This is a genomic window from Bradyrhizobium dasycarpum, assembly GCF_042019905.1.
GTDB lineage: Bacteria > Pseudomonadota > Alphaproteobacteria > Rhizobiales > Xanthobacteraceae > Bradyrhizobium > Bradyrhizobium japonicum_B.
The window spans coordinates 3,926,923-3,948,998 of record NZ_CP169574.1; the positions used below are offsets into that span (position 1 = coordinate 3,926,923).

The 22,076-nt window shown below is 66.1% G+C and carries 16 protein-coding genes and 1 pseudogene; 7 read left to right on the forward strand and 10 right to left on the reverse strand.

Going from position 1 to position 22,076, the window contains the following annotated elements; all coding sequences use genetic code 11:
• Window positions 1-62: 62 nt before the first annotated feature.
• Window positions 63-833: a hypothetical protein gene (locus ACETMP_RS18940; RefSeq protein WP_375157371.1), complete on the reverse strand. Its 771-nt coding sequence runs from the start codon at window positions 831-833 to the stop codon at window positions 63-65.
• 492 nt (window positions 834-1,325) lie between these two features.
• Between ACETMP_RS18940 and gltB the strand changes: the two genes are divergently transcribed.
• Window positions 1,326-6,071, forward strand: a complete 4,746-nt coding sequence (gltB, locus tag ACETMP_RS18945) for a glutamate synthase large subunit (RefSeq protein WP_375157372.1) — start codon at window positions 1,326-1,328, stop codon at window positions 6,069-6,071.
• 142 nt (window positions 6,072-6,213) lie between these two features.
• A pseudogene (locus ACETMP_RS18950) lies at window positions 6,214-7,666 on the forward strand (glutamate synthase subunit beta).
• A gap of 166 nt (window positions 7,667-7,832) precedes the next feature.
• Here ACETMP_RS18950 and ACETMP_RS18955 read toward each other — a convergent pair.
• A complete protein-coding gene (locus tag ACETMP_RS18955) occupies window positions 7,833-9,590 on the reverse strand; it encodes an outer membrane beta-barrel protein (RefSeq protein ID WP_375157373.1) in 1,758 nt (585 codons plus the stop codon).
• Between the two features lie 191 nt (window positions 9,591-9,781).
• On the opposite strand from ACETMP_RS18955, the gene ACETMP_RS18960 reads away from it, so the two are divergent.
• Window positions 9,782-10,795, forward strand: a complete 1,014-nt coding sequence (locus ACETMP_RS18960; RefSeq protein ID WP_375157374.1) for an SIS domain-containing protein — start codon at window positions 9,782-9,784, stop codon at window positions 10,793-10,795.
• 144 nt (window positions 10,796-10,939) lie between these two features.
• Here ACETMP_RS18960 and ACETMP_RS18965 read toward each other — a convergent pair whose 3' ends face one another.
• Window positions 10,940-11,497, reverse strand: a complete 558-nt coding sequence (locus tag ACETMP_RS18965) for a carboxymuconolactone decarboxylase family protein (protein WP_375157375.1) — start codon at window positions 11,495-11,497, stop codon at window positions 10,940-10,942.
• Window positions 11,498-11,569: 72 nt separating this feature from the next.
• On the opposite strand from ACETMP_RS18965, the gene ACETMP_RS18970 reads away from it, so the two are divergent.
• The gene (locus ACETMP_RS18970; RefSeq protein WP_375157376.1) at window positions 11,570-11,896 is read left to right on the forward strand and encodes a winged helix-turn-helix transcriptional regulator; all 327 of its coding nucleotides are present in this window, start codon (window positions 11,570-11,572) and stop codon (window positions 11,894-11,896) included.
• A gap of 200 nt (window positions 11,897-12,096) precedes the next feature.
• On the opposite strand, the gene ACETMP_RS18975 is transcribed toward ACETMP_RS18970, so the two are convergent.
• From ACETMP_RS18975 to hemH, 3 genes are all read right to left on the reverse strand, one after another.
• Window positions 12,097-12,540, reverse strand: a complete 444-nt coding sequence (locus ACETMP_RS18975) for an NfeD family protein (RefSeq protein ID WP_375157377.1) — start codon at window positions 12,538-12,540, stop codon at window positions 12,097-12,099.
• Window positions 12,541-12,594: 54 nt separating this feature from the next.
• On the reverse strand, window positions 12,595-13,599 hold the full coding sequence (locus tag ACETMP_RS18980) for an SPFH domain-containing protein (RefSeq protein WP_375157378.1): 1,005 nt from the start codon (window positions 13,597-13,599) through the stop codon (window positions 12,595-12,597).
• 217 nt (window positions 13,600-13,816) lie between these two features.
• Window positions 13,817-14,854 carry a ferrochelatase gene (gene hemH / locus ACETMP_RS18985; RefSeq protein ID WP_375157379.1) on the reverse strand — a complete coding sequence of 346 codons (1,038 nt, stop codon included), beginning with the start codon at window positions 14,852-14,854 and terminating at the stop codon, window positions 13,817-13,819.
• Between the two features lie 82 nt (window positions 14,855-14,936).
• Between hemH and ACETMP_RS18990 the strand changes: the two genes are divergently transcribed.
• On the forward strand, window positions 14,937-15,335 hold the full coding sequence (locus tag ACETMP_RS18990) for an MAPEG family protein (protein ID WP_257197852.1): 399 nt from the start codon (window positions 14,937-14,939) through the stop codon (window positions 15,333-15,335).
• On the opposite strand, the gene ACETMP_RS18995 is transcribed toward ACETMP_RS18990, so the two are convergent.
• The 4 genes from ACETMP_RS18995 to ACETMP_RS19010 form a co-directional block, all read right to left on the reverse strand.
• The gene (locus tag ACETMP_RS18995; RefSeq protein ID WP_375157380.1) at window positions 15,301-15,777 is read right to left on the reverse strand and encodes an acyl-CoA thioesterase; all 477 of its coding nucleotides are present in this window, start codon (window positions 15,775-15,777) and stop codon (window positions 15,301-15,303) included. The genes ACETMP_RS18990 and ACETMP_RS18995 overlap by 35 nt on opposite strands.
• A gap of 220 nt (window positions 15,778-15,997) precedes the next feature.
• Window positions 15,998-17,113, reverse strand: coding sequence for a nickel/cobalt transporter (locus ACETMP_RS19000; protein WP_375157381.1), 1,116 nt, complete (start codon window positions 17,111-17,113; stop codon window positions 15,998-16,000).
• Window positions 17,110-17,742 carry a DUF1007 family protein gene (locus ACETMP_RS19005; RefSeq protein ID WP_028134218.1) on the reverse strand — a complete coding sequence of 211 codons (633 nt, stop codon included), beginning with the start codon at window positions 17,740-17,742 and terminating at the stop codon, window positions 17,110-17,112. Before ACETMP_RS19005 ends, ACETMP_RS19000 begins: the two co-directional genes overlap by 4 nt.
• Window positions 17,743-17,753: 11 nt before the next feature.
• Window positions 17,754-19,835, reverse strand: coding sequence for a M3 family metallopeptidase (locus tag ACETMP_RS19010; RefSeq protein WP_375157382.1), 2,082 nt, complete (start codon window positions 19,833-19,835; stop codon window positions 17,754-17,756).
• A gap of 140 nt (window positions 19,836-19,975) precedes the next feature.
• Here ACETMP_RS19010 and ACETMP_RS19015 point away from each other — a divergent pair, with 140 nt between their 5' ends.
• Window positions 19,976-20,230: a hypothetical protein gene (locus tag ACETMP_RS19015; RefSeq protein WP_375157383.1), complete on the forward strand. Its 255-nt coding sequence runs from the start codon at window positions 19,976-19,978 to the stop codon at window positions 20,228-20,230.
• A gap of 687 nt (window positions 20,231-20,917) precedes the next feature.
• Window positions 20,918-22,060 carry a type III PLP-dependent enzyme gene (locus ACETMP_RS19020; RefSeq protein WP_375157384.1) on the forward strand — a complete coding sequence of 381 codons (1,143 nt, stop codon included), beginning with the start codon at window positions 20,918-20,920 and terminating at the stop codon, window positions 22,058-22,060.
• The last annotated feature ends 16 nt before the right edge of the window (window positions 22,061-22,076 follow it).

Sequence of the window (22,076 nt, forward strand, 5' to 3'; positions counted from 1 at the left end):
CCCGCGTTCGCGGGGATGACAGCGTCGGAGGAGGCCGACGCCGTCGCGCCAAACTCGCAGCGCTAATCCAGCCCCTGTGCGGCCGGCATGTCCTGCGTGGGCAGGATCGCCGGGGCAGGCTTGGCCTGGCCGACGGTCGGGGCGGCGGCTTCCGGAGCGGCCCCGACAGGCTTTGCCTGCGCGGCCGCGGTCTGCTGTGCGGGAGCCTGCGGCGCTCGAGCCTGCTGTGTCGCGGGCTCGGCCGGCCTGGCGACGGCGGCCGGTGTCTCGCCGCGTCGTGGGGCGGCCCTGGGCAGCGGCACGGAGCGGCTCGCCACGTGCGGGATCGGGGCCGGCGGGCGCGGCGGGCCGCTGCGGACCATGGTTGGCGGCGGCAGCGCGGTTTGCGGCCCGTAAGGGGCGACCGCGCGGTCCTCATCGGCGGGCGCCATGCCGTAGGCGTCAGTGGCCGGCAGGAAGCGGATGATCCGGCCATCGCGGGCGTCGATCATCAGCCGGCCATCGTCGCCGCGGCGGTCGATCACCGCGATCGTGTAGACGCTGCCGCGCAGGCGCGGAATGCCGAGCGGCGAGAAGCCGTTGTCGCGCAGAACCGCATAGACCTCGGTGGCCGGCAACAGCGCAGGCGCCGGGCCGCGCTCCTCATAGCCATAACCGTAGCCGTAACGAGGCGGCGCGGGTGGCGCGGCTTCGTCCGGCACGTACGGTCCGTCGAAATCCGACACCACGACATAGTCCCCGCCCCCGATACCGACGGATGGAACCTGGGCCCGAGCAATGGTTGCGGCCAGCACCAGCGCGGCAGCGGCCACACATCCTGTGAAAAACTTCATGGTCGATACGCTCCTGTCAGGCCCCCGGAGGCCTCGCGCTCTTTCGCTTCTTGCGGCGTGGCGCTCGGTTCGAAGGGCCGAGGCGAAGCTTCATTGGAGATTCCGGCGCCCACAGGGCCGGAACAGGGCGCGTTTTCTTCAAAACAGCGGCTGCGCAACTTTTGGAAAGCGATTGATCGACTTGAGGGGAATCGGGACTTCCGCACGCTTGTGTGCTAGACAAAAATTTGGCAAGGTGATGGTTAGGACAGGAAGACTGTCTCAATTTTGCTCGCGATCCCGGCACAGGGATTGCAGCGAATCCTGGTGCTCTCGGGACCCAGGAAGGTACCAGGCAAAGCCGTTCTCGGGGACGAAGAACGCCTAGGCCTGAATTTAAGAAAATGCGGCTCGCAACGGACGAGCGGTAACCCAGAGGCGGGTGCCGCGGAACGCCCAAGGTGCGCCGAAGATGGCGGTGAGGCAGCTTGCCGCATGGAGAGGACAGGAACAATGAACGGGTCGCAATTCGAGCGCGCAAGCATCGTGGCAGAACAGCTGTCGGCGACGGCCGCCTCGAAAACGACCGATCCGATCACCTCACCGATTCAGGAGCACAATTCGCGCCCCGAAGCCGAAGGCCTGTACGATCCGAGCCTGGAGAAGGATTCCTGCGGCGTCGGCTTCATCGCCAACATCAAGGGCAAGAAGTCGCACGAGATCGTCTCGGACGCGTTGAACATCCTCTGCAATCTCGAGCATCGTGGTGCCGTCGGCGCCGACCCGCGCGCCGGTGACGGCGCCGGCATTCTGGTGCAGATCCCGCACGCCTTCTTCAGCCGCAAGGCCAAGGAGCTCGGCTTCGCGCTGCCGGCGCCCGGCGAATACGCCATCGGCGCGCTGTTCATGCCGCGCGACACCGCCTGGCGCAACGTCATCAAGAGCATCATCGCCGACCAGATCAAGGAAGAGGGCCTGACCCTGCTCGGCTGGCGCGACGTGCCGACCGACAATTCCTCGCTCGGCGTCACCGTGAAGCCGACCGAGCCCGCCTGCATGCAGGTGTTCATCGGCCGCAACGGCACCGCCAAGACCGAGGACGAGTTCGAGCGCCGGCTCTACATCCTGCGCAAGTCGATCTCGCAGGCGATCTACCAGCGCCGCGACCGCGGGCTGGCGGGCTATTATCCCTGCTCGATGTCCTGCCGCACCGTGATCTACAAGGGCATGTTCCTCGCCGACCAGCTCGGCAAGTACTATCCCGATCTGCACGAGAAGGACTTCGAGAGCGCGCTCGCGCTCGTGCACCAGCGCTTCTCGACCAACACCTTCCCGGCGTGGTCGCTGGCGCATCCCTACCGCATGATCGCGCATAACGGCGAGATCAACACGCTGCGCGGCAACACCAACTGGATGGCGGCGCGGCAGGCTTCGGTGAGCTCCGAGCTCTACGGCAAGGACATCAACCGGCTCTGGCCGATCTCCTATGAGGGACAGTCGGACACCGCCTGCTTCGACAACGCGCTGGAATTCCTGGTGCAGGGCGGCTACTCGCTGCCGCACGCCGTCATGATGATGATTCCGGAGGCGTGGGCCGGCAATCCGCTGATGGACGAGAAGCGCCGCGCCTTCTACGAATATCATGCCGCGCTGATGGAGCCGTGGGACGGCCCCGCTGCGATCGCCTTCACCGACGGCCGCCAGATCGGCGCCACGCTCGACCGCAACGGCCTCCGGCCCGCGCGCTATCTCGTCACCAAGGACGACCGCATCGTGATGGCGTCCGAGATGGGCGTGCTGACCATCCCTGAGGACCAGATCGTCACCAAGTGGCGCTTGCAGCCGGGCAAGATGCTGCTGGTCGACCTCGAGCAGGGTCGCCTCATTCCCGACGACGAGATCAAGGCCGAGCTTGCCAGGAGCCATCCCTACAAGGAGTGGCTGGAGCGGACCCAGATCGTGCTGGAGGAGCTGCCGAAGGTCCCGACCACAGGCGTGCGCTCCAATCTGTCGCTTCTGGATCGCCAGCAGGCGTTCGGCTACAGCCAGGAAGACATCGCCATCCTGATGACGCCGATGGCGGCCACCGGCGAAGAGGCCGCGGGCTCGATGGGCAACGACACGCCGATCTCGGCGCTGTCGGACAAGGCCAAGCCGCTGTTCACCTACTTCAAGCAGAACTTCGCGCAGGTCACCAACCCGCCGATCGACCCGATCCGCGAGGAGCTGGTGATGAGCCTCGTCTCCATCATCGGACCGCGGCCGAACCTGTTCGACCTGCAGGGCATGGCCACCACCAAGCGTCTCGAAGTGCGCCAGCCGATCCTGACCGACGCGGACCTGGAGAAGATCCGCTCGATCTCCGACGTGGCCGACACCCACTTCAAGTCGCGCACGCTGGACACGACTTTCCACGCCGGTCTCGGCGCGGCCGGCATGGACCAGGTGCTGGACGAGCTCTGCGCGCGCGCCGAGAGCGCGGTGCGCGAGGGCGTCAACATCATCATCCTGTCCGACCGCATGGTCGGCACCGACCGGGTGCCGATCCCGTCGCTGCTGGCCTGTGCCTCGGTGCATCATCACCTGATCCGCACCGGTTTGCGCACCTCGGTCGGCCTCGTCGTCGAATCCGGCGAGCCGCGCGAAGTGCACCACTTCGCCTGTCTCGCGGGCTACGGCGCGGAGGCGATCAATCCTTACCTCGCGTTCGAGACCATCATCGCGATGAAGGATCGCCTGCCCGGCTCGCTCGACGACTATGAAATCGTCAAGCGCTACATCAAGTCGATCGGCAAGGGCCTGCTCAAGGTGATGTCCAAGATGGGCATCTCGACCTACCAGTCCTATTGCGGCGCTCAGATCTTCGACGCGGTCGGCCTCAAGGCCGACTTCGTCGCCAAGTTCTTTGCCGGCACCCACACCCGCGTCGAGGGCGTCGGCCTTGCCGAGATCGCCGAAGAAGCGGTGCGGCGTCATGCCGACGCGTTCGGCGAGGCGCAGGTCTACAAGAACGCGCTCGATGTGGGCGGCGAATATGCCTATCGCAGCCGCGGCGAGGACCACGCCTGGACCGCCGAGTCGGTGTCGCTGCTGCAGCACGCCGCGCGCGGCAATTCGCAGGAGCGCTACCGCGCCTTCGCCAAGATCCTCAACGAGCAGTCGGAGCGTTTGCTGACGCTGCGCGGCCTGTTCCGGATCAAGAGCGCGGAGGAAGAGAAGCGCAAGCCGATCCCGCTCGACCAGGTCGAGCCGGCCAAGGACATCGTCAGGCGCTTCGCCACGGGTGCGATGAGCTTCGGCTCGATCTCGCGCGAGGCGCACACCACGCTCGCGATCGCCATGAACCGGATCGGCGGCAAGTCGAACACCGGCGAAGGCGGCGAGGAAGCCGACCGCTTCAAGCCGATGCCGAACGGCGATTCCATGCGCTCGGCGATCAAGCAGGTGGCCTCGGGCCGCTTCGGCGTCACCACGGAGTATCTCGTCAATTCCGACATGATGCAGATCAAGATGGCGCAGGGTGCCAAGCCCGGCGAAGGCGGCCAGCTGCCCGGCCACAAGGTCGACGCGACCATCGCCAAGGTCCGGCACTCGACGCCGGGCGTCGGCCTGATCTCGCCGCCGCCGCACCACGACATCTATTCGATCGAGGATCTGGCGCAGCTAATCTACGACCTCAAGAACGTCAACCCGACGGGCGACGTCTCGGTCAAGCTGGTCTCCGAGATCGGCGTCGGCACGGTCGCCGCGGGCGTTGCCAAGGCGCGCGCCGACCATGTCACCATCGCGGGCTTCGAGGGCGGCACCGGCGCTTCGCCGCTGACCTCGATCAAGCATGCCGGCTCGCCGTGGGAGATCGGCCTCGCCGAAACCCACCAGACCCTGGTGCGCGAGCGGCTGCGCAGCCGCATCGTGGTCCAGGTCGACGGCGGCTTCCGCACCGGCCGTGACGTCGTGATCGGCGCGCTGCTCGGGGCCGACGAGTTCGGCTTCGCCACCGCGCCCCTGATCGCGGCCGGCTGCATCATGATGCGCAAGTGCCATCTCAACACCTGCCCGGTCGGCGTCGCGACCCAGGATCCCGTCCTGCGCAAGCGCTTCACCGGCCAGCCCGAGCACGTCATCAACTACTTCTTCTTCGTCGCGGAGGAAGTCCGCGAGATCATGGCCTCGCTCGGCTTCCGCACCTTCAACGAGATGGTCGGCCAGGTGCAGCTGCTCGACCAGACCAAGCTGGTCGCGCACTGGAAGGCCAAGGGCCTCGACTTCTCCAAGCTGTTCGTCAAGCAGAAGGAAGAGAAGGGCCAGAAGATCTATCACTCCGAGCGCCAGAACCATCATCTGGAGGCGGTGCTCGACCGCGCGCTGATCGAGCAGGCCCAGCCTGCGCTCGACCGCGGCGCGCCGGTGAAGATCGAGGCCAGCATCAACAGCACCAACCGCTCGGCGGGCGCGATGCTGTCCGGTGCCGTCGCCAAGATCTACGGCCATGCCGGCCTGCCGCACGACACCATCCATGTCAGCCTCAAGGGCACCGCCGGCCAGGCCTTCGGCGCCTGGCTCGCCCACGGCGTCACCTTCGAACTCGAAGGCGAAGGTAACGACTATGTCGGCAAGGGCCTTTCGGGCGGCAAGATCATCGTCAAGCCGCCGAGGAACTCCGGCATCGTGCCGGAGGAGAGCATCATCGTCGGCAACACCGTGATGTACGGCGCGATCGAGGGCGAGTGTTACTTCCGCGGTATCGCCGGCGAGCGCTTTGCCGTGCGCAATTCGGGCGCGGTCGCCGTGGTCGAGGGCGCGGGCGATCATTGCTGCGAATACATGACCGGCGGCATCGTGGTCGTGCTCGGCAAGACCGGGCGCAACTTCGCGGCCGGCATGTCCGGCGGCATCGCCTATGTGCTCGACGAGACCGGCGACTTCGACAAGCTGTGCAATCTCAGCATGGTCGAGCTCGAGCCGGTGCTGTCCGAGGAGCTGATCAACGCCGGCACCTATCACCATGCCGGCGACCTCGAGGCGCACGGCCGGGTCGACGTGTTCAAGAACCTGCTCGCCTCCGACGTCGAGCGGCTGCACGTGCTGATCTCGCGCCATGCGAAGGCCACCGGCTCCAAGCGTGCCGCCGACATCCTCGCCAATTGGAAGGAATGGCTGCCCAAATTCCGCAAGGTGATGCCGGTCGAGTACCGGCGCGCGCTGCGCGAAATGGCCGCCAACGCGGACGCCGAGCCGAAAATCGCGATCGGGGCGTAGTTTCCAACTCGCGTCATTCCGGGGCGCGCGCAGCGCGAACCCGGAATCTCGCAAAGATAACCTCGAGGTTCCGGGTCTGCGCGCGACGCGCGCATCCCGGAACGACGGTAAAGAAAACTAAGCGGCAGGGACTTCGGGTTTAATGGGCAAGATCACGGGTTTTCTCGAAATCGAACGGCGCGACCGCAAGTACACCCCGGTCGCCGAGCGCGTGAAGCATTACAAGGAATTCGTCGTTCCCCTCTCCGAGAAAGAGGTGCGCGACCAGGCTGCGCGCTGCATGAATTGCGGCATTCCCTATTGCCACGGCACCGGCTCGGTCGCGCCCGGCACGCCCGGCTGCCCCGTCAACAACCAGATCCCCGACTGGAACGACCTCGTCTACCAGGGCAATTGGGAAGAGGCCTCGCGCAATCTGCACTCGACCAACAATTTCCCGGAGTTCACGGGCCGCATCTGCCCGGCGCCGTGCGAGGCCTCCTGCACGCTCAACATCGACGACAACCCGGTCACCATCAAGACCATCGAATGCGCCATCGTCGACCGCGCCTGGGACAATGGCTGGCTGGAAGCCTGAAGTCGCCGCGCACAAGACCGGCAAGAAGGTCGCCGTGATCGGCGCAGGGCCGGCCGGCATGGCCTGCGCCCAGCAGCTGGCACGCGCCGGCCACGACGTGCACGTCTACGAGAAGTACGCCAAGGCCGGCGGCCTGCTGCGATACGGCATCCCCGACTTCAAGATGGAGAAGGGCGTCATCGACCGCCGGATCACCCAGATGGAGGCCGAAGGCGTCACCTTCCATTACAACAGCCATGTCGGCGCGGACGGCAATGTCGATCCGCGCGAGATGCTCAACGAGTACGACGCGGTGGCGCTGACCGGCGGCGCGGAAGCCCCGCGCGACCTGCCGATCCCCGGCCGCGAGCTGTCCGGCATCCACTACGCCATGGATTTCCTGCCGCAGCAGAACCGCCGCGTCTCGAATGAGCCGCTCGGCGGCGTCCAGGAGATTTTGGCCGGCGGCAAGCACGTCGTCGTCATCGGTGGCGGCGACACCGGCTCCGACTGCATCGGCACCTCGCTGCGCCAGGGCGCGCTTTCCGTGACCCAGCTCGAGATCATGCCCGCTCCGCCCGAGCGCGAGAACAAGGGCCTGACCTGGCCGAACTGGCCGCTGAAGATGCGGACCTCCTCCAGTCAGGCCGAAGGCGCGGTGCGCGAATACGCCGTGCTGACGCAGAAGTTTTCCGGCGAGGACGGCAAGGTCAAGAAGCTGCACTGCGTGCACGTCGACGAGAAGTTCAAGCCGATTGCCGGCACCGAGTTCGAGCTCGAGGCCGAGCTGGTCCTGCTGGCGATGGGCTTCGTGCATCCCGTGCACGAGGGCCTCTTGAAGCTGCTCTCGGTCGAGCTCGACCCGCGCGGCAACGTCAAGGCCAACACGCTGGACTACCAGACCTCGCGTCCCAACGTGTTCTCCGCCGGCGACATGCGCCGCGGCCAGTCGCTGGTGGTCTGGGCCATCCGCGAGGGCCGGCTCTGTGCGCGGTCGATCGACACGTTCCTGATGGGGAAGACGGATCTGCCGCGGTAATCCCGGTCATTCCGGGGCGCGCGAAGCGCGAGCCCGGAATCCATCTATCCACATGCGCCGACGCTCGATGGATTCCGGGTTCGCGCCAAATGGCGCGCCCCGGAATGACAATCGGAGAAAGCGGTGACTTCGGCCTCGTCTCACGAGACGCGCAAACAGCCGCCCCTCAATTCTGCAGCCTCACCCCGACCAGCACCACCGTCCCCTGCGAGCTCGAGCCCGCGACGCTCGAATCCAGGATGTCGTGGCGTAGCGTGCCCTTGACCCAGATGTTGCGGTTGAGCTTGTAGATCAGATTGCCTTCGAGCGAGTAGGTCTTGTCGTTGCGGTTCTGGCCCTGGTAGTCGAGCGTGCCGTAGGTGAACTTGCCGATTGCAGTGAGCCAGCGGCGGAAGTCGTGATCGACTTCGGCCGAATAGGTCCGCACCAGGACGCCGGAGGAGCCGGCGACCGTGGTCTCCGCGATCTGCGTGTCGGTGAAGAACTTCACCGTGGTCAGCCCGCTCGCATTCCAGACCAGCGAGCCCGAGGTGAGAAAGCCTGCGAGCTGGCTGAGACGCGGGTCGGTGTAGTTGCGCGCGGAATAGCCGACCGAGATCTCGCCGGTGAGGATGCGCGAGAACTCGAAGGACGAGCCGACCTTGGCGTAGCCGCCGTTTGAATCGCGGAAGTAGCCGTTGCGGTCGGCGGCCTGGTCGTGAACGCGGGTGTCGCCCTGGATCTCGACGAACGGCTTCAGCCCCGGCTTCAGATCGTAGGAGAAGCGCCCGACGCCGCCATACTGGTTGAAGTTGCGGTCGTCGTTGCTGAAGGTCGAGCCGTCGGTGAGCTTGGAGTCCGTGTAGGCGGTGCGATCGACGGTGGCGCCGGCGGCGACCTGGAAACGATTGAAGGTCTGGTCGAAGCCGACCGTGGTGCCGTAAGCGGCATAAACGGGATATCTTTGCAGGCCGGCCTGCACGTTCGGGCTGCCGGGATTGTCGGTGGCGAGCCGCAGGCGCAGCTGCGAGGTCAGCTTGAGGTCGCGATCGACGTCGAGCCGGCCGTCGACATGGCCGGTGAAATCCGGGCGGTTGGCCTCGACCGGCGACGGCGAGGCAGAACCGTTGATCGTCGCCGGCATGTTGTTGGTGTAGCCGGAGAACGAGCCGCGCAGATCGGCCACCAGCGCGTGGCGCTCCCAGTCGGACATCACCAGGAGATCCGGTGCAACGACGTAGACCGGCGATCCGACCGGCCTGTTGAGGCGCGTCGGATTGGTGTCGTAGCCGGTGGAGAGCTCGAGCCCGCCCTTGATCAGGAAGCTGCCGGCATAGTCGCCGACGGCTCCGAACGGATCGTCATCCGCCTTGAGGCGGCGGCGCAGCGGCTGGCCGGGCACGGTGCCCGCCATCGCCGCCGGCACCGGCGCCTTGTTCGCGGACGCAGACGGCGGCGGTGCAATCTTCGGCAGGCCGAGTGTGGGCGGCGGCGGCGCCGTGGTCGGCACCGGCGAGCCGGGACCGGCCGCGCGCTTCGGCTTCGGCTGGCCGGGATAGAGCTTGGGCTGCTGTCGCTTGCGGTTGAGCGAATCGTAGCCGGAGCCGCTCGCGCCGGTGGCGGCGGGAAGGCCGTAAGTCGGGACCTGGCCGATGCGCGAGGCCGCCGGCCTCTCGCGCGCCTTGCGCGGATCGGCACTTGGATCGGGCAACGCCGGCAACGCATCCGACGGCGCCTGCGGCACGCCCGCCGTGCGGCGGGTCGGCAGCGTCTCGGGCGAGGCGAAGCCGCCGCGGTTGGGATTGAACAGATCGGGCGTGAGGCTCTGGGCAGCCGCGGGGGCAGTTTCGAGGGCCGTCAGCGCAAGGCAGGGGACAAGACACGGCAAAGCCGCGCGCAGGACTTGCGCGCGTTTGCTCCGGCCGATGCCAGGAGACGACCCCACGATGAATAACTCCAACGAAATCAAATACTTTCGCGATCGCGCCCACCGGCTGGCGGGAACCATCGTTAATGGAGTTAAAACAATTATGGTTAATGACCGGTTGAGGGCCCAGGCGCGCGCGTCGCCTCCGGAGCCCCGGCGTGCTAATGAGGCGCCGACGGGCGAACGCCCCCTCCTTCCTGGACCAGAGCATGCCGAGTTCGAAACCGCTGATGACCGCATCATCCGGCCCTCTCCCCGACAGCGTCGAATCCGCACTCCGCACCCTGGAGACGGAGAGCAGCGGCATCAACGCGCTCGCAGCCGCCCTACGCGGCCCGCTGGGCGAGACCTTTGCCAGGGCGGTCGAGCTGATCCGCAACGCCAAGGGCCGCGTCATCGTCACCGGGCTCGGCAAATCAGGCCATATGGGGCGCAAGATCGCCGCGACGCTGGCCTCGACCGGGACGCCCGCCTTCTTCGTGCACGCCGCCGAGGCCGGCCATGGCGATCTCGGCATGATCACCACCGACGACGTCATCATGGCGCTGTCCTGGTCCGGCGAGCAGCCTGAGATGAAGAACCTCGTCAACTATTCGGCGCGCTTCGCCATTCCCATGATCGCGGTGACCTCGAACGCGTCGTCGTCGCTGGGCCAGGCCGCCGACATCGTGATCGAGCTGCCAAAGGCGCGCGAGGCCTGCCCGCACAATCTGGCGCCGACCACCTCGACGCTGATGCAGGCGGCGATCGGCGACGCGCTCGCGATCGCGCTGCTCGAAGGCCGCGGCTTCACCGCGCTGGAGTTCGCGCATTTCCACCCCGGCGGCAAGCTGGGCGCGATGCTGAAATTCGTCCGCGACTACATGCGCACGGGCGCGGAAATCCCGGTCAAGCCGCTCGGCACCAAGATGTCGGACGCCGTGGTCGAGATGTCGGCCAAGGGCCTCGGCTGCGTCTGCATCGTCAACGATGCGCAAGAGGCCGTCGGCATCATCACCGACGGTGACCTGCGCCGCCATATCAACATGCGGCCCGACCTGCTGACCATGGCGGTCGACGACATCATGACCAGGCAGCCGAAGACGGTGCCGCCCTCGATGCTCGCCACCGAGATGATCGAGGTGCTGAACACCCGCAAGATCACGACGCTGGTCGTCACCGAGGCGGGCAAGGTCGTCGGCATCGTGCATCTGCACGACCTGCTGCGGGCGGGCGTGGCGTAGTTCAAGAACCGTCATTCCGGGGCGATGCGAAGCATCGAACCCGGAACCTCGAGATTCCGGGTTCACGCTCCGCGCGCCCCGGAACGACGGCGAGGTATGGCCGCCGCAGCTCCTTTCTCGGCATTGCAGGCGCAATGACGGCGATCAGAGCGGCGCCGGAAACCGCGCGGCCTTGTCTTCCAGCGGCAGCCGCAGCCCGTTCGCCAGGTACGACACCGTGCGATAGAAGCCGCACAGCAGCATGATCTCCAGGATCTGCGCCTCGTCGTAGTGGGCGGAGAGCGCGGCGAATTCCCCGTCGGTGAACGTCGCACGGACGTGCAGCGCGTCGACGGCTGCGATCAGGGCCTGCTCCGCCGGTGACCAGCAGGCCGACATCGCATCGCCGTGCACGGTCGCGCGGATCTCGTCCTCGGTGAGCTTCGCCGGCGCGGCGAAGACGGCGACATGCACGCCCCATTCATATTCGCACTTGTTCAGCGCACAGGTGCGGTCGATGACGATCTCGCGCTGGCGCAGTGAGAGCGGGCCGGGATCGAGCAGGCCGCCGGCACGAAACTTGTCCCAGGCGCGGCCGTGGCCCGCCATCACCCGGAACAGCAGCAGCGGCGGCGCGCCGCGCATGATGCGGTCGAACTGCGCCTGGATCTCCGGGGGATAAGGCGGGGTGAGCGGCGCGATGCGCGGCGTGGATGGGGACATCAGCCGTCCTTCGTTGCTACAATTACCGTAGCATAACGCTACATTATTTGTAGCAAACCGCAAGAGGGCAGGATGGCCAAGCAGGCAGGCACGACGACACCCCGGGTGCGGGGATCGCGCACCGGACGGCCGATCATGGCGCTGCTCGACCTGCTCGGCCGGCGCTGGAGCCTGCGGATATTGTGGGAGTTGCGCGGCGGGCCCCTCACCTCCCGCGCATTGCGCACCGCCTGCGACGAGGCCTCGCCGACGGTGCTGCAAGCGCGGCTGACGGAGCTGCGCGAGGCGGGGTTCGTCGAGCTTGGCGAAGGCGGAGGTTATGGGCTGACGGCGCTGGGACGGGACCTCTGCGAGATGGTCATGCCGCTGCACCGCTTTGCGGAGAGGTGGAAGAGGTAGCGCCTCGCTTACCTCCCCTGGAGGGGTCCGGGACGAGCGCAGCTCGCCCGTGGGTCGGCTCACATGGAGCGGCAGCGAAATGTGGGACGGGGTGGGGTGAAGGTCTCTCGACATCGAACAGTGCCGGTGTGGAGAGATCAGCCCACCCCGCTCGCGCTTCGCGCGATCGACCCTCGCCCTCCAGGTGAGGGTAAGCGACGCTACGCCGCGGCGACCGTCAGGTTGGCACCGTCCACCTGCACCACCTTCACCCGCGTTCCCGCGGGCGTGTCGGGGCCTGCCACGCGCCACACCGTGTCGCCGATGCGCATGGTGCCGCTGCCGTCGATGATCGGCTTCTCCAGCGTGAACTCACGCCCGAGCAAGGCCTCGGCGCGCTTGTTGAGGAAGGGGCTGGTGCTCGCATCCGGCTTCGGCCGGGCCAGGCGGCGCCACACCGGCACGGCGGCAGCGGCGAACACAGCGAACATCACCAGCTGCAGCTGCCAGGACGTGGTCACGGCGAACGAGATCAACCCCACCAGCAGTGCGGCGAGCCCAAGCCAGAGCAGGAATATGCCCGGCGCCAGCACCTCCAGCGCCATCAGGATGAAGCCGAAGATCAGCCAGTTCCAGGTGCCGAGCGATACGAACATGTCGGTCATGACGCGACCTTCCATCATTGGCGCAAGCCCTGGCGAAGGGTCATGCGCCGGTGACTATCCCTGCCGCGGCGGCACCGCCGGCGGCGTGCTGCCGGTCGGGGGCACTGAGCCGGGGCGGCGGGCGGCAGCGGACCCCGCGGCCGCGCTCTCGCCGAACGTCGCCTTGGCGATCTCGCCGATGCCGGCGAGCGAACCGAGCATGCTCGTGGCCTCGATCGGCAGCATGATGATCTTCTGGTTCGGCGCCTCCGCAAACTGACCGAACGCCTCGATATATTTGTCGGCGATGAAATAGTTCAACGCGGCGACGTCGCCCTTGGCAATGGCTTCGCTCACCATCTGCGTGGCCTTCGCTTCCGCCTCCGCCGAACGCTCGCGCGCCTCGGCGTCGCGGAACGCGGCTTCCTTGCGGCCTTCGGCCTGCAGGATCTGGCCCTGCTTGGCGCCCTCGGCGCGCAGGATCTCGGACTGGCGCTGGCCTTCGGCTGCCAGGATGTCGGCGCGCTTGACGCGCTCGGCCTTCATCTGCCGGCCCATGGCTTCGACGAGGTCGGCGGGCGGCACGATATCCTTGATCTCGATGCGGTTGACCTTGAGGCCCCAGGGCGAGACCGCGGCATCGACAACGCGCAGCAGGCGCTCGTTGATCTCGTCGCGATGCGACAGCACCTGGTCGAGATCCATCGCGCCCATCACCGAGCGGATATTGGTCATGGTCAGCACGGTGATGGCCTGGGTCAGGTTGGAGACCTCATAGCTGGCTTTCGCGGCGTCGAACACCTGGTAGAAGGCGACGCCGTCCACCGTCACGGTGGCGTTGTCCTTGGTGATCACCTCCTGCTCGGGAATGTCGATCACCTGCTCCATCATGTTGATCTTGCGCCCGACGCGATCGAAATAGGGCACGATCAGATTGAGACCGGGGCTCAGCGTCTGCGTGTACTTGCCGAACCGCTCGATGGTCCAGTCATAGCCCTGCGGCACCGTCTTCACGCCGGCCACCAGCGTGACGATGACGAGCAGGACGAGAACAATCGCGAAAATGTCGAAACCGCTCATATTTCCTCCAAGGCAGGAAAAGGCCTTTCCCGCGCTGTCATTGGTCGGGAACACGACCATACCGGTTCAGCGGTCGCGCGTAACGTTGGCATCAGTGCAAATCTGCACAAGACGGACGGAGGGGAATGGCGGCGATTGTGTAGTTTGGAGGAAGGCTCCTGAAGGATGCGGAAGCAAACCTAGCGGCAAGGGTTAATATTGGGGTGCAGGGCGCCTGTCATATCCAGCCCTGGAGCTCGCGCAGCACCAGGCTGCGGATCACGTCCATGCCGGGCTGGCTGTCGTTGAGGCAGGGAATCGCGGAAAACTGCTCGCCGCCATTGTGTTTGAAGATCTCGGCGTTCTCCTGCGCGATCTCCTCCAGCGTCTCCAGGCAGTCGGCGGAAAAGCCCGGCGTCACCACCGCGATGCGGCGCACGCCTTCCTTGGCGAGCCGCTCCATAGTCTTGTCGGTATAGGGCTGTAGCCACTCGGCATTGCCGAAGCGCGACTGGAAGGTCAGCAGCAGCTTCGTCTCGTCCATGCCGAGCCGGCGGCGCAGCGCCTCGGTGGTGGCGATGCAGTGCTGCTGATAGGGATCGCCCTTCTCGACATAGGATTTCGGCATGCCGTGGAAGGATGCCACGATCAGCTCCGGCTTGAACGGCAGGCTCGCCAGATGGGTCTCGATCGAACTCGCGAGCGCCTCGATATAGGCCGCGTCCTCATAATAGGGCGGCGTCACCCGCAGCGTCGGCTGGTTGCGCAGGCGGGCGAGCACGCGGAACACTTCGTCGCAGACGGTCGCCGAGGTCGAGGCGGAGTATTGCGGATAAAGGGGCACCGCCAGGATGCGCTCGCAGCCTTTCGCGATCAGGGCGTCGATGCCTGACTTGATCGACGGATTGCCGTAGCGCATCGCCCAGTCCACCACGACGTGGGCGTAGTCGGACAGCGAGGCCGCCAGCTTGTCGGCTTGCGACCGCGTGATGGTCTTCAGCGGCGACTCGTTCTTCTCGGTGTTCCAGATCTTCTGGTAGTCGAGCGCCTTGGTGCGGGGGCGACTGCGCAGGATGATGCCGTTCAGCACGGCTTTCCAGATCAGGCCCTGGTCCTCGATGACGCGGGCGTCGCTGAGGAACTCCTTCAGATAGACCCGCACGCCCGGCGCATCGGCGGTGTCGGGCGTGCCGAGATTGACCAGGAGCACGCCGACGCGCGGCAAGGCGGATTGAGCGGCGGGTCTTCCGGTCTCGATGGGGACGACGCTGGTCATGGCTGTGTGGGTCGCGCTTTGGTTCGAACTTGTCAAGATGAAGCCGATTTCGTTAGGGTCGCACCCAGGCCGAGGAACGACGATGACACTCGCGGAATGGTGCGTCTTTGGAGCGCTGCTGCTCTATCTGTCTACGATCGCCGCGGTCAAATGGATCAGGTTTCGCCGCTTCGACAATTCCCGGCCGCGCGACCCCGCCTTCTACGAGGACCCCCTCTCGCAGCGTGCGCTCGGCGCGCACCAGAACGGCATCGAGACCTTCCCGTTCTTCGCCTTCGCGGTCCTGCTCGCCGAATACAGGGATTCGCCGCAACGCCTCGTCGACGAACTCGCGGCCCTCTTCCTCATCGTCCGCCTTGCCTATGTGCTAACCTATCTCGGCAACCGGCCGACGCTGCGCTCGATCCTATGGACCGTCGGCTTTGCGATCAATCTCGGGATCTTCTTCATGCCGGCCCTGAAGCGGTTCCTGCCGGTGTGAGGTCTGTCGCCGCCAGATGCCGCTCCCGCATCGCGATCAGCGCCCGCATGGATGCCGGGATCGTGACGGGACGGTGGGTCTCCTGGCTGGTGTAGACCCAGACGATCTCGCCGGTCACCAGCGCCTCCGTGCCGCCCTTCAGGAAGATGGCGAGCTCGAAGACGAGACTGGAATTGCCGATCCGCGCCACCCGCACGCCGACGTCGAGCTCCCAGTCGAAGCGGACCGGCGCCTTGTATTCGATGACGGATTTGACGACGTGGAAATCGATGCCGCTCGCCTGAGCGTCGGCATACTGGTCGAAACCGAGCGCGCGGAAATACTCGGTAATGGCCGTGTCGAAATAGGTCAGGTAATGGGCGTTGAAGACGACGCCTTGGCCATCAATCTCGGAATAGCGCACCCGGAACGGATGAAAGAACCAGAAATTATCGCGCGACATGGAGGCTCCCGAGATGTTCTTGTTGGTTTGGCGAACTAAATAGCGGATGGGAGCGAGTTCGCAAAGGTGCAGCTCTCGTGTCCCGGACGCGCTGCAACGCTCTTGGCGTTGCTGCGCAGAGCCGGCCCAGAAGGCCGCGTCCTGCCGTAGGGAGGGATGGGCCCCGGCTCTGCAGCGCATCGCTACGCGCTGCGCGGCGTCCGGGGCACGAGAGCTCAGCTTAGAAACACGTCGTCCGCTCGGCGGCGATGTAGCCGAGCAGCAGGCCCGCGCCGAACAGCAGCACGACGCCGGCGGCCGCGAATTCGATGCCGCGCATGAACAGCGCGCCGCCGCCGTCGCGTCCGGCGCTGAGGCGCGCGGCGATGTCCTTGGCGGAGACGGCGACGACCGCGATGGCCGCGACCGTGATCGCGGTGCCGAGCCCCATCAGGAAGGTCGCGGCGATACCGGCCCAGAACAGGCCCTGCGCCAGCGCGAACACCAGCACCAGGATGGCACCGGAGCAGGGACGGATGCCGACGGTGAGGATCGCGGCAAAACCACGCCGCCAGCCGCCGGGGCCGGAGAGCTCGCTCGGCGTCGGGCCGTGGGAATGGCCGCAATGCTCGTCGTGAACATGGTCATGACCATGATGGGCATGGGCGTGCGCATGGCCGTGATCGTGGTGATGATGACCGCGATCGTGATGATCGTGGGCATCATGATGATGGTGATGATCATGATGGTGCGGCACGCCGGCGATCGCCGGCACCGGCTGGGCCGCCTGCAGCGCCCGGAAGAAGGTGCGACCCTTGACCCAGACCAGGCGCAGCCCGAACAGCGCGATCAGGGCGTAGCTCGCGATCTCGATCACCCCTTCGGCCTTGCACATGGTCTTGGCGGTCGCATTCAGCACCCAGGCCGAGATGCCGACGATGAGGATCGCCACCAGCGACTGCATCAGCGCCGAGGCGAACGACAGCGCGATGCCGCGCCGTGCGGTCTCGCGGTTGGCGACGAGATAGGACGCGATCACCGCCTTGCCGTGGCCGGGGCCGGCGGCGTGGAAGATGCCGTAGGCGAACGAGATGAAGAGCAGCGTCCACACCGCCGAGCCGTCGGATTTCGCGGCACGGATCGTGGACGACATCTGCCGATAGAATTCCGACTGTTTGGCCAGCAGCCAGCCGATGATGCCGCTGGCTTCGGGCTCGGCGGCCTGCGCCGGGCGCGGCGCGCCGAACGGATTCTGCGCGAGGACGGCGTGGAGCGCGGCATCGGCCACGCTGATCGCCAGCAGGACGGCGGTGCAGGCGAGCAGCCAGCGGGCAAGCGGCGGGAGTGGCGGCTTCAAGGGCAATCCACCGTGATCTTGTTGGCGAACATCGCGCCGAAATTGGTGTTCTCGCCGTTCATGAAGGTCTGCTCGTTGAGCTTCTGCGCGGTCGCGGTGCCGTCGCCCGGCCGGTCAAGCTTCATCTGGCAGCCGGCGGGCGCGCCGACCAGCTTGACCGGATGGTCCTTGGCCATCTTGAAGTCGATGAAGAAGGAACGGTCGAACACTTCGAGCACCAGCTGCTTGGGCTTGACCGGGTTCTTCAGCGGCAGCGTGAAGTGCAGGGTCAGGACCGTGTCCTTGTAGTCGAGGAAATAGTCGACCGGCTCCTGAAATCGCTCCTTCTTGCCGTCCGCTCGCGCGAAGGTGAAGTAGGCATATTCCTTCAGCGACTCCACATTGGTCTGCGCCAACGGCCCCAGCTCCTCGCGCGTATAGGCGCCCTTGGTCTTGCTCTCGAGCCCCTGCACCGCATAGGTCGAGAACATGTCGTCGAAGGTCCAGGCGTGGCGGACGCCGGTGATGGTGCCGTCCGCAGCATAAAGCAGCTCGCTGGTAGCGGTGATCCAGACATGCGGATGCGCGCTCGCCGCGCCGGCGGCGAGCGAGAGGCCGGCGGCCAGCAGCAGTCCGGACAGATGGCGCATCGTCGTTCTCATCAGGCAGCCTTGGCGTTGTCGAGCAGGCCGCGCCGGCGCAGCAGCGCGTCGGGTTCGGGCGGGCGGCCACGGAAGGCCTCATAGGCGGCTTCCGGATCGAGCGATCCGCCCGAGGCGTAGATGTCGTCGTGCAGGCGTTTTGCCACGGCAGGATCGAAGATGTCCCCGGCCTCCTCGAATGCGCCGAAGGCGTCGGCGTCCATCACCTCGGACCACATGTAGCTGTAATAGCCGGCGGCGTAATGATCGCCGGTGAAGATGTGGCCGAACTGCGTGGGGCGGTGACGCAGCGCGATCTCCTCGGGCATGCCGATCTTCTCCAGCTCGCGTCGCTCGAAGGCGCGGACATCCTGCGCGGCGGCGGCCGGCTGGGTGTGGAATTCGAGGTCGATCAGCGCCGAGGAGACGAACTCGACCGTGGCAAAGCCCTGGTTGAACTTGCGCGCGGCAAGGAAGCGCTGGAGCAGGTCGTCCGGCAGCGGCTCGCCGGTCTGGTAGTGGCGGGCGAACTTCTGCAGCACCTCGGGCCGCTCCTGCCAGTGCTCGTAGAGCTGCGACGGCAGCTCGACGAAATCGGTGAACACGGCGGTGCCCGACAGCGAGGGATAGGTCACGTTGGAGAGCATGCCGTGCAGGCCGTGGCCGAACTCGTGGAACAGGGTGCGGGCATCGTCGGGCGACAGCAGCGAGGGCTCGCCATCGGCGCCCTTGGCGAAATTGCAGATGTTGAGAACCAGCGGAGCGACCTCGCCGTCGAGCTTCTGCTGGTCCCGCAGCGAGGTCATCCAGGCGCCGGAGCGCTTCGACGGCCGGGCGAAGTAGTCGCCGTAGAACAGCGCCTTGTGCTTGCCGTCCCTGTCCTTCATCTCCCAGACCCGGACGTCGGGGTGCCAGACCGGAACGTCGTTGCGCTCCTCGAAGGTGACGCCGAACAGGCGCGTGGCGCAGTCGAAGGCGGCTTCGATCATGTGGTCGAGCGCGAGGTACGGCTTGATCGCGGAATCGTCGAAATTGGCGCGCTGAAGGCGCAGCTTCTCGGCATAGAAGCGCCAGTCCCAGGGCGCGAGCTTGAAATTGCCGCCCTCCGCGGTGATCAGCGCCTGCATCTCGTCGCGATCGGCAAGCGCCCGGGCGCGCGCCGGCTTCCAGACCCGCTCCAGCAGGCCCCGCACCGCGTCGGGCGTCTTGGCCATGGAATCCTCGAGCCGGTAGGCGGCGTAGGTCGGATAGCCCAGGAGGTTCGCGCTCTCCTCGCGCAGCTTCAGGATCTCGACGATGGTTGCGTTGTTGTCGTTGGCATTGCCGTTGTCGCCGCGGACGATGAAGGCCTTGTAGACCTTCTCGCGCAGGTCGCGCCGGGCCGAGCTCTTCAGGAACTGCTCGACCGAGGAACGCGACAGCGTGACGATGGCCTTGCCGTCCATGCCGCGCTCTTCCGCCGCAGCCTTGGCGGCGGCGACGAAGCTCTCCGGCAGGCCCTGGCGGTCGGCCTCGCCCAACTCCATGACCCAGTCCTGCTCGTCGCCGAGCAGATGATGGCTGAAGCCGGTGCCGAGCTGGGCGAGCCTCTCGTTGATCTCGGCCATTCGCGTCTTGGCCTCCTCGGACAGGCCGGCGCCGGCGCGGTGGAAGCGGATGTAGGTGCGCTCCAGCAGGCGGAGCTGCTCGGGCGAAAGGCCGAGATTGGCGCGGTTCTCATGCAGCTGGGCGATGCGACCAAACAGCACGGCATTCATCATGATCGGATTCCAGTGCCGCGCCATCCGCAAGGAGACCTCCTTGTCGATCTCCAGGATGGTCGGATTGGAATGCGCCGAGACGAGGTCGTAGAACACCGCCGCGACCTTGCTCAGCAGCTTGCCCGAGCGCTCCAGCGCCGTGATGGTGTTGGCGAAGTCTGGTGCGGCCGGATCGTTGGTGATCGCCGCGATCTCGGCGGAATGGTCGGCGAAGGCCTGCTCGAACGCCGGCAGAAAGTGCTCCGGCCTGATCTCGTCGAAGGGCGGGGTCGCAAACGGCGTCACCCAGGCCTTCAGCAGCGGATTGGTCTCGGAGTCCGTAATTTGGCGGGGTTCTGACATCGCAAGTCCCGGTTTTCATGGCTCGATTGTTGCGGCCAGCTATAGCACGCGATGGGGCTTTTTTGGGCCATTTGGCCTTGCTCCCGGCCGCCTTTTCGAGGAGATTGCGGCCCTCGATGGACCACGGACCCCTTAAGCTCATGAACGCGCCTTCCTCGTCTTCCCGTCAGATCGTCTGGCCCAGCGTCATCACCGTCATCAGCGCCGCCATCCTGATCGGCGCCGAAGTGTTCGGCGCGGCGTTCGCCGGCGGCTGGGCGCTCGCGATCCTGTTCGGGCTCGGCGACCAGGGCGCGCACATCCTGCAGGCCGTGCTGTTCGCACTCGGCGTGCTCGTGATGACGGCCTTCGTCCGCGCGGCTCAGCGCATCGAGCCCTTCACGAAGCGCCGCTGACGCGTCTCGCGCGAGAGACACGCGCGCTGCCACGGAAAACTTAACGCCCGTTCATCTTCCGCGTCGCTCGCGCAACACTGCGCAAGCAGATGTTAGGCAATTCTGTTCGCAGCCTAAAAAAATTCTTGCGAAGCCGAGTCAAAACACTTATGTGCGGACTTGCCCAATTTCGCACGTGCCTGTGGTCGTGTGTCAGTCGGTAGGTATCCGGACAAGAGGCCGGACAGCCGCCAAGGGGTGAAGAAGCCGAGGGGCTCTTCGGAAGTGTGGAAGTCGGAAGGCCGAGGTCGCAAGACACGAAGGTCGGACGACAAAGCAAACCCGGAGTGCCCAGCATCTCTCTCAAAGAGATGCCTTTGTCGAAGGTGACTTCGCTCTTTGCAACCGTGACTGGCAGCCGGAGGCGAACCGGCGCACCCCGCTCTCAACGGGGGACGCGACTTAAAGCAACGACGGATCGGGCTTTTTGGTCTCTACCGGCAGTCCAACGCCGGCGCGGGCTACTGAAAAGGCTTGTCCTTCATTGCCAGGTGTGCGGGCGGGAACACTCCCAACCAATCCACGGCAGCACAGTCTGGTTTGAGTCTTTTGGCTTCGTCGCGCCTCCATCGCGCGATCCGGCCAGAGCACTCTTATCCGACGTCATGTTTTGAACGGGCCCGTCGCTGGGCCGTTTGGGAGAGTGCCATGACCGAACGTATCCAGGAATTCCTGCGCAACCGCCGCAAGGATGGCCTCGACACCGAGCCGTGCCTCGTGGTCGACCTCGAGGTCGTGCGCGACAATTATCAGAGCTTCGCCAAGGCGCTGCCCGACAGCCGCGTGTTCTATGCCGTCAAGGCGAACCCGGCGCCGGAAGTGCTGTCGCTGCTTGCCTCCATGGGCTCCTGCTTCGACACCGCGACGGTCGCCGAGATCGAGATGGCGCTGGCTGCGGGTGCGACGCCCGACCGCATCTCCTTCGGCAACACGATCAAGAAGGAGCGCGACATCGCGCGTGCCTTCGCGCTCGGCATCCGGCTGTTCGCGGTCGATTGCGCCGCCGAGGTCGAGAAGGTCGCCCGTGCCGCCCCCGGCGCGAAGGTGTTCTGCCGCATCCTCTATGACTGCGCCGGCGCCGAATGGCCGCTGTCGCGCAAGTTCGGCTGCGACCCGGAGATGGCGGTCGAGGTGCTCGACCTCGCCAAGCGCCTGGGGCTGGAGCCGTGCGGCATCTCGTTCCATGTCGGCTCGCAGCAACGCAAGGTGAAGGCGTGGGACCGCGCGCTGGCGATGGCCTCGCAGGTGTTCCGCGACTGCGCCGAGCGCGGCATCAACCTGACCATGGTCAACATGGGCGGCGGTTTCCCGACCAAGTACCTGAAGGACGTGCCGCCGGTGGTCACCTACGGCCGCTCGATCTTCCGCGCGCTGCGCAAGCACTTCGGCAACCAGATCCCGGAGACCATCATCGAGCCGGGCCGCGGCATGGTGGGCAATGCCGGCATCATCGAGTCCGAGGTCGTGCTCATCTCGAAGAAGAGCGACGAGGACGAGGTGCGCTGGGTGTACCTGGACATCGGCAAGTTCGGCGGTCTCGCCGAGACCATGGACGAGTCGATCCGTTACGCCATCCGCACCCGTCACGACGGCGCGGACATGACGCCGTGCGTGCTCGCGGGCCCGACCTGCGACAGCGCCGACGTGCTGTACGAGAAGAACCCGTATCCGCTCCCGGTCACGCTCGAGATCGGCGACAAGGTTCTGATCGAGGGCACCGGGGCCTATACGTCGACCTACTCGTCGGTGGCCTTCAACGGCATCCCGCCGCTGAAGACGTACCACATCTGATCCGCCTCTCTGTTCT